This is a genomic window from Aquabacterium sp. (genome assembly GCF_004297345.1).
Classification (GTDB): Bacteria; Pseudomonadota; Gammaproteobacteria; order Burkholderiales; family Burkholderiaceae_C; genus Aquabacterium.
In genome coordinates, this window is the sequence record NZ_SCTN01000379.1 from 1 (window position 1) to 7916 (window position 7916).

Annotated in this window: 7 protein-coding genes; 5 read left to right on the plus strand and 2 right to left on the minus strand. The window is 60.1% G+C overall.

Features of this window, described 5'->3' with window-relative positions; all coding sequences use genetic code 11:
* The 3 genes from EPO09_RS14425 to EPO09_RS14435 all read left to right on the plus strand — a co-directional run.
* Nucleotides 1–271 (plus strand): FlhC family transcriptional regulator (locus EPO09_RS14425; RefSeq protein ID WP_290644019.1); only part of this gene is annotated, 271 nt, incomplete at its 5' end.
* A gap of 308 nt (nt 272–579) precedes the next feature.
* Nucleotides 580–2541: a phosphocholine-specific phospholipase C gene (locus EPO09_RS14430; RefSeq protein WP_290644020.1), complete on the plus strand. Its 1962-nt coding sequence runs from the start codon at nt 580–582 to the stop codon at nt 2539–2541.
* Nucleotides 2542–2695: 154 nt separating this feature from the next.
* A complete protein-coding gene (locus EPO09_RS14435) occupies nt 2696–3829 on the plus strand; it encodes a hypothetical protein (protein WP_290644021.1) in 1134 nt (377 codons plus the stop codon).
* On the opposite strand, the gene EPO09_RS14440 is transcribed toward EPO09_RS14435, so the two are convergent.
* Nucleotides 3830–4195: a PilZ domain-containing protein gene (locus tag EPO09_RS14440; RefSeq protein WP_290644022.1), complete on the minus strand. Its 366-nt coding sequence runs from the start codon at nt 4193–4195 to the stop codon at nt 3830–3832.
* 302 nt (nt 4196–4497) lie between these two features.
* Here EPO09_RS14440 and EPO09_RS14445 point away from each other — a divergent pair, with 302 nt between their 5' ends.
* Nucleotides 4498–4758, plus strand: coding sequence for a hypothetical protein (locus EPO09_RS14445; RefSeq protein WP_290644023.1), 261 nt, complete (start codon nt 4498–4500; stop codon nt 4756–4758).
* A 56-nt stretch (nt 4759–4814) separates the two neighbouring features.
* Here the strand turns inward: EPO09_RS14445 and EPO09_RS14450 are convergent, their stop codons facing one another.
* Nucleotides 4815–6905: an Ig-like domain-containing protein gene (locus EPO09_RS14450; RefSeq protein ID WP_290644024.1), complete on the minus strand. Its 2091-nt coding sequence runs from the start codon at nt 6903–6905 to the stop codon at nt 4815–4817.
* A 551-nt stretch (nt 6906–7456) separates the two neighbouring features.
* On the opposite strand from EPO09_RS14450, the gene EPO09_RS14455 reads away from it, so the two are divergent.
* Nucleotides 7457–7916: MCP four helix bundle domain-containing protein (locus EPO09_RS14455; protein WP_290644025.1), on the plus strand; the 460-nt coding region annotated here is incomplete at its 3' end.

The window sequence follows — 7916 nt, forward strand, 5'->3', positions numbered from 1 at the left end:
GGACGAAATCGACGTCGTCATCAAGGCCTACCAGCTGTACCTGGAGCAAACCGAATCTCAAGGCCTGGAGCCCCTGCTGTCCGTGACCCGCGCCTGGCGCCTGGTCAAGTTCATCGACAACGGCATGCTGACGATGACCAAGTGCTCCAAGTGCGGCGGCCACTTCGTCAGCCACCCCCACGAAATTTCGCGTCACTTTGTCTGCGGCCTGTGCAACCCACCCGCACGTGCCGGCAAGGGCAAGGCCGCTGGCGCCATCCAGATGCACTGATCTGCCTGGCTACTGATTTCCCCTGCGTTAGTTTTTCTGCGTTAGTTTCATTGCTTGTCTCCTCCTAGCGGCACTGCACCTGAGTGCCTTCAAACGGGGTCCTTCGGGACCCCGCTTTTTTTGTGCCGCAGCGATTTGTGTTGCCGCGATGCAGACCGGCATACGCCACCAATTTAATCGCCCGTGAAGTTGCGACACGGCTTGACGGAAAACGCCATTCCTGGCCCGAATGACTCAGGACATGATCGCTGGCAAGCGTCACGGCACATGCCTAATCTCCTGATCCTCGCTGTCTCACGAGGATCACCGTGTCTCGCATCAACCGTCGTCAATTCGTGCGCCATGCCGGCGCTGCCCTGGGCGCCAGCGTCCTGCCCCTGAGCCTGCAACGCGCCCTGGCCGCCCCGGCCCAAGGCGGCACGCTGGGCTCCATCGCCCACGTGGTCATCTTCTCGCAAGAGAACCGCTCGTTCGACCACTACTTCGGCAGCATGAAAGGCGTGCGCGGCTTTGGCGACGACCACCCCATGCTGCGTCAGAACAGTGGTGACCAGTCCGTGTTCATGCAGCAGGATCTGGTCGTGACGGGCCTGACCCACACGCCCTTCCACCTCGACACCAGCTGCGTCTACGACATCGCCCACGACTGGAGCACCCAGCACACGGCGTACAACAACGGCCGCATGGATGCCTGGCTGATCGCCAAGGGCCCGTTCACCATGGGCTACTACAAGCGCACGGACATACCCTGGCACTACGCCCTGGCCGATGCCTTCACCCTGTGCGACCACTACTTCTGCTCCACCCGCACCAGCACCGACCCGAACCGGCTCTATCTGATGACTGGCACGCTGGACCCGCAAGGCCGCAACGGCGGCCCGGCCACCAACAACAGCTTTGGCGACCTGACCTGGACCACCTACCCCGAGCGCCTGCAAGCCGCCGGCATCTCCTGGCGCATGTACCAGGAGCAGGACAACTACGACGACAACGCGCTGGCTTGGTTCAAGCAGTTCAAGACGGCGCAAGCTGGCTCGCCTCTGTACGAGAACGGCATGCGCCGCCGCAACATCGCCGACTTCCGCAACGACGTGATGAACGACCAGTTGCCGGCCGTGTCGTGGATCATTGCGCCCGAAGCCTTGTCCGAGCACCCGCGCGGCCAGCCCAATGCGGGCGCCAACTACGTCAACCAGTATCTGGATGCCCTGGCCTCGAACCCCGCCGTGTGGGCCAAGACCGTCTTCATCCTGACCTATGACGAAAACGGTGGCTTCTACGACCACGTGAGCCCGCCCGTGCCTCTGCCCGGTACGGCCGACGAGTTCGTCAACGGCGAATCCATCGGACTGGGCTTCCGCGTGCCCACCATCGTGTGCTCGCCCTGGAGCCGCGGCGGCTGGGTGGCCAGCGAAACCTTCGATCACACCTCCATCCTGCAGTTCCTGGAGAAGTGGACCGGCGTGGCCGAGCCCAATATCAGCGCCTGGCGCCGTCAGGTCTGCGGCGACCTGACCTCGTGTTTCGATTTCAACGTCAGCGACACCAGCCGCCCCGTGCTGCCCGATACCGCCAGCCTGGCCTCGGCCAGCCAGGGCCAGTGCTCGACCTTGCTGCCCCTGCCGGCTTACAGCACCACCATGCCGCCGCAGGAAGCTGGTCAGAAGCCCTTGCGCAAATCACCTGTACAGCTCGATTGCTGGTTGTCATCCGACCTGGCCAACGAGGGCAAGGTCTGGATCAACTGGGCCAACAAGGGCAGCAAATCCGCACCGCTGCAGATCAATGCCAACAAGCACCGTGTGGACGGTCCCTGGTTCTACCAGGCCGACCCGGGGCAAGGCGGCAAGGACTACTGGCATGTGGTCTGGTACGGCGGCGGTTACTACGATCTGGAAGTACACGGCCCGGCCCAGTTCATGCGGCGCTTCCGTGGTTACCTCAACGCCAAAGCCATCAACGGCCAGCCTGAACCGGATGTGAAGCTGCTCACCCAAGGCCCTGGCCAGCCCGTGACGATCACCTTCAGCAACCCTGGCAGCAAGCCCGTCACGCTCAATGTCGTGGACCGCATCGCGGCGGGCGGCACGGTCAACTGGGCGATCACGCTCAATGGCAAGGAAACCCGCACCCTGAGTTTCGCCACCACAAACGACTGGTACGACCTGGGCGTGACCGTCGCCGGCGACAGCTATTTCTACCAATCCCTCGTAGGGCATGTGGAAGGGCGCGATGGCCTGAGCCGCCCGAAACTGCGCCGTTGGTCTTGAAATCAACGAGATGCCCGCCTGGGTTGGCCCAGCACGCCACGATTGGCGCCCAAGGCCGGTGCTGATCCGGGTTTCTCCCTCATCCAGGGCACCGCACAATGAACGGGCCGGCACGACCGCATCGCGTGTCGGCCCGTTCAAGCTGGGAGAGGGCATGGATGTTTACCTGAATCGGACGCTGGAGTTGGGTCAGAAGCTGCCATACGGCGTCAGCGACTTCAAACTCCAGGTCAGCCAACACACTTATTACGTGGGCAACCCGAGCCGCTCGGGCGCCAGCTTTCCCGTCAAGCTCAAGGCCGCCGTGTACTGTGGCGAGACCGAGGTGCTCAATATCGTCGCCGAGGTCCAACCCGCGACGAAAGCGCAGGACATGGGCTACCGGTTCAAGTACCAGGCTGGCATTGGCCCTGATGAGCCCGACTACATCCTCGCCTACATGGGTTCCAACCCGCAGGCCGAACCCGTTGGCGAGTTGAGATTCACGGCTGCAGGCGCCTACCTGCAAGATGAAGATGCGCAGGTGGCCTACGAGCACCAGCGCCGAGGCATCGCCACCGCCATGTACCAACAAGCTGAAGCGCTGACTGGCAAACAGTTCCTGTCACGTGCGGGCGATGTGCTCACCGTGGACGGTGCCGCCTTCTGGGCCAGCCCAGACCGACCATTCGGCGTGGATGCGCTGTACAGCCAACCCCGCCGCCTGCTGTGGATCAACCTCGCTGACTTGATGACAGCGCCGCTGAAAGAGCTGCCCAAAGTGGTGTTTGATGCCGACCGATTCACGCTATCGGCCACAGGTCAACGCTGCATCGAGATGACCAACAGCGGCGGCGCCCCACGCCTGGGCTTGCAGGAGGCGCGCACACGCGGCCTGGTGGCACGCGGCCACGATGGTCTGGTCGAATCCTTCGTCAACGATCCTCATGCGGCGCCCAAGCTGATGCGCAACGTGCAGTGCAACAGCCAGCCACCGGCTCTGGCACTGTGCAATGCACGCGGCCTGCCAGACGCGACCATCAGCCCGCCATTGGCGCTGCTGACGGAAGAGTCACGCGAAGACGTGTTGCATTTCATTGGGCGCTATCTGCATGCCCTGGCCGATCTCAATGCCACGGAAGTGCTGCACCCTGCGATCCGCACCCTGAGCCGCCAAAGACAGTTTCACCACGAGCGAGGCGACCCGGAGCACATCGAGCGAGCGCTGGAAGTACGCCGGGTTCAGGGCATGTCCGTCATGACAGACATGCTGGAAAAAGAAGCCGAGTTCCGTGCCAGCAGAATGTGATCAGCCCTTCTTCACCCACTGCTCGATCATGTCCTTGACGGGCTGATCGATCTTGGCAAAGCGGGTGCCGAGCCGGAATTTACCCCCCTTGGCAACATGGAACATGACCTTCGCGTGCAAGCCGGGGTAGTGGTACTTGCTGCGATCAGCGGGGTCAGGCATGGCGATCAGCACCTGCAGCATCACGCCATCTGGGAAAGCTCGCTCACAGACCAGACCGAGGCCGTCCGCAGAAACATTGATGACTCGGGCCTCCAGATAGGACTGAGGCCCCGTCACGACCCGGGCAGCCCAGGACACATTGACTCGCGGAGTTTGGCGAGCATCTGCCGCTTGTTGCGGCGTGGAATCAGTAACAACGGTCACAGCCTACCTCTTTGCTGAGTGAACGCGGCGGTAGCTCATGCTCGGGAGCGACACACCTGATGGGTTTGTTTGCTCCTAGATCGGCAGGCTCTATCAAACCTTAAGTTACATGTGATGTCACTGAAATATCTCTCGTTTTTGCAGGATTTATCACCTTTGAACGCATTTATGCGCAAAAACGGGCAACAGCCAGAAAAGCGCCTGTTTTCAGGGAATCCACGCACTTGCGCAGAACACGCGCAGGCCTTAGAAATTGACAAGCGTCAAATACGTCACGGCCTACGCCCCGAAAAGGAGATGCGATGCCCGGTTCCATGCCCCATACGACGTCCATCAGGAAGCGTCTTCGCTACCTGACGACCCTCGCTTGCGCACTGACTGCGCTCACTGCTGTGGGCATTCTGGCCAGCGGCCACGTCATCCATGGCGCCTTGCTGATGTTGGGCGCCATGCTCTTGCTGCCCGGCAGCATCTTCGGGCGCAGGCACCGCCAGCATCTCAGTGAAGCCGCACTGGCGTCGAGCACGCCTGCCCCGCCACGTCGTTGGCGCAAGGCCGCCTGAAAAATGAAAAGGAGGCCACATGAGCCTCCTTTTAGCTATCACCCCGCGCAAGGAGCTCAGGGCAAGGCGGGTGCCTTGAATGGCCCCATGACGGGGTCTCCTGACGGAGTGAGGCTGCGCGCCGTGACCTCAGCTGGCAGCGGGGCCTTCAGCGTGTAGAACACCGAGCTGGACTTCAGGCTGTAATCCCCGTTGACGAAGTCCGTGAACCCAGGGTCATTGGTCTGCTTGATCAGGTTCGGATGGCCTGTACCGTCGTACTTGGTACCGGCATAAAGATTGGGGTTGCTCGGGCTTGAGGCGTAGTTGCCGTAGTTGGGCATGGTCTCGATGTAGCGGTTGATCCAGTTCGAAGGCTGTGTCACGCCGGCACCATCCACAAAGGTCGGGAAGTTGGCCACGCCACCCCAGAAGAACAGCGCGAACGGAGCCGGCGTGCCCGTCGATGTCGCGGAGACGGCGTAGAACAGATTGTTCAAGGCGTTGACCACCGTGCCCCGGTTGTAGTTGAGCATCTCGAACAAGGGGGCGCCATCACGGCCGTACATCAGGTAGTCGTACTTCGAGACCACGCGGTTGTTATAGAAGAACAACTTGCCGTAGCGGTACTGCATCTGCGCGCCAAAGTCGCCATCACCATGGCCGATCAGGATGCCGCCATTGGCGTCGATGCCGCGCTGCGTGAAGTGGTTGTTGTACACGAAGGCGTACTTCACCAGGTCCTCGCCCAGCGCATCCTTCTGGATGGCCTCATAAGGACCATTCGATTCGGGATCGCGCAAGGAGATGGCATGCATGCCGCCATCGATGTAGTTGTTGCGGAAGATCACGCCAGCCGAGCGTTCCTTGATGTTGTCGGCCGAGGTACCGTTGGGACGACCGAAGTAGTTGTACTCGTACACCGAGCCGATCACTTCCGAGTAGGCGTTGTGCAGGCTGGTGTTGCCCACGATGCCGTTGTCATGGAAGTAGTTGTTGCGCACCAGCAGGCCGCGCGACTGACGGGCGTTGCCCAAGTAATCGGGCGCAGGTGCCATGTAGTCCTGGTCCGACTTGATGAAGAAGCCGATGCCGTTGCTGGCCAACTCGCAGTTCGTGATGGCCAGGTGTTCGGCAGGCGCGGCATAGATACCCGCCGTGAAGGCGGGCCAGCTCGTTACCGCCCCAGACAGGTTGGTGTACGACGCAGGCGTACGGGCGTTTTGCACCTTCAATCCAGTGATGTGCAGATAGCCCGGCTTGTAGCCATAGGCTGCCGAGGTCAATCCATTGCCGATGTTGACGGGACGGCTGAGGATGAACATGCCAAAACCGTCGAACACGGGCGGCATGCCTGTGCCGGTCGCAGGCGGTGAGACGGCGTTGACACCATCGAACACAGGCAACTCGCCATTGGTGCCGGGCACGCCCATGATGGTGATGTACTTGCCCTTGTCACCTCTGGCGCCCAGGAAGACGATGTCCTTGTAGGGCTCTGTACGGTAGTAGATCTTGACCACATCGCAAGGCAGCAGGCGGATCCAGGGTACGTCGCGTGGCGTGGCAAAAGCCTTGCCCGTGCCGACTTCGAACACCAGCCCTTCGGAAGCGCCGCAGGACGCGCGGCTCGGGTACTCAGCCTGGTAGTTCCAGGCCGTGGGCGTCTCAATGCGGTTCAGATCAGGCAGTGCCCGCGTCTGCAGTGGATTGGTCGCCAGCGTCATGGACGAGGTGTCCAGCGAACCCGAAGTGGACGATGTGGTGGTGGTCGTGGTGGTGGTCGTGGGCGGCGTCGTGGCAACAGTGTTGAGCACGTTCACAGAGACCGCAGCAGAGGTCGATTTGTTGCCTGCTGCGTCATAGGCCACCGAGGTCAGCGTGGCCGTCCCATCTGCCAGCGCAGTGGTGTCCCAGGTAAAACTGTAAGGGCTGGCCGTACTGGTCCCGCTGAGCGTACCGTTCACGTAAAGCTCGACCTTGCTCACGCCTACGTTGTCTGCTGCAGCCACCGACACGGACACCGAACCGCTGACAGTGTCGCTGGAGGCAGGAGACGTGACCGAGGTTGTCGGTGCGGTGGTATCGGCTGTGGTGGTAGGAGGCTTGGTCCCCAAGCGCTTGCCGCCAGCGTAGGCCACGCCCAGCGCACAGATCACGATGGCGGTCACCGTGACGACTTTGAATGCTTTATTTTCGTACGCAGGTTTTGACGTTTTGTTAAATACCTTCGTCATATACAACCAATCTTCAAACTCAAAACAAAACCCTGCAAAACCTGTTCGCACTCAATATGGTAATGAATTAGAAACACACCACGTCGGCACTTTTATATTCATTCAAACCGGGCCCACCCGATTCATGGGAGCGATTTAAAATCAAAGTCTGGAGTGCTTCCATGTGATTTACGCATCGTTACGGCACGTTCGTGAAAAACGGCCGACAGTCATTTTACATGGTGACATAAACACAAATAAAGACCGAAATACCATATGAATCAATGAGATCCGTCACAAACCGCGTACCCGCAACGGTTATCGACATCCATTCATAACTGGTGCATTTGGTTCGATGAGGCGTTTTCCAAACTCGTCATATTTTTCACTTCAGTCCCTGCCGTTTCTGCCGAAAACTCTGGAAACCGTCATCTCTTGTGACATTTGGCGCACTGCGCTGACGCCCATCGGATGACCCCTCGTTTCGAACGTGGACGCAGTGGACCATGAACATCCGAAATATCCGAATCGGGCAGCGACTGATGATCGGCTTTGGCCTGGTCATCGCCTTGTTGATGCTGCTGGCCGGCCTGGCCGTCCTGCGCATCAACAGTCTCAACAGCGAGATCGGGTCCATGGTCAAAGAGACCTACCCGCGCACGGTCATCGCCAACAAAATGAAGGCGGACTTGAATGACATCTCGCGCAGCATGCTCAGCATCCTGGTGATGTCAGACGGTGAGCAGATGAAGGGCGAGGTGGCCAATATCGAGAAGGTCACCAAACGCAATGACGAGAACCTGGCCCTGCTCAAAGCCAGCGTACAGGATGCCGACGGCCTGGCTTTGATCAAGACCATCGTGGAATTGCGCGAACGCGCGATGAAACACCAGGTCTCGTTCATCAACATGATCAACACGGATGAAAAAGACAACGCACTGACCAAGTACCTGTTTTCGATCCGAT

Excerpts from the sequence above, each read along its gene's own strand:
- EPO09_RS14435 (WP_290644021.1), top strand. The coding sequence starts at position 2,696 with ATGGATGTTTACCTGAATCGGACGCTGGAGTTGGGTCAGAAGCTGCCA.
- EPO09_RS14445 (WP_290644023.1), top strand. The coding sequence starts at position 4,498 with ATGCCCGGTTCCATGCCCCATACGACGTCCATCAGGAAGCGTCTTCGC.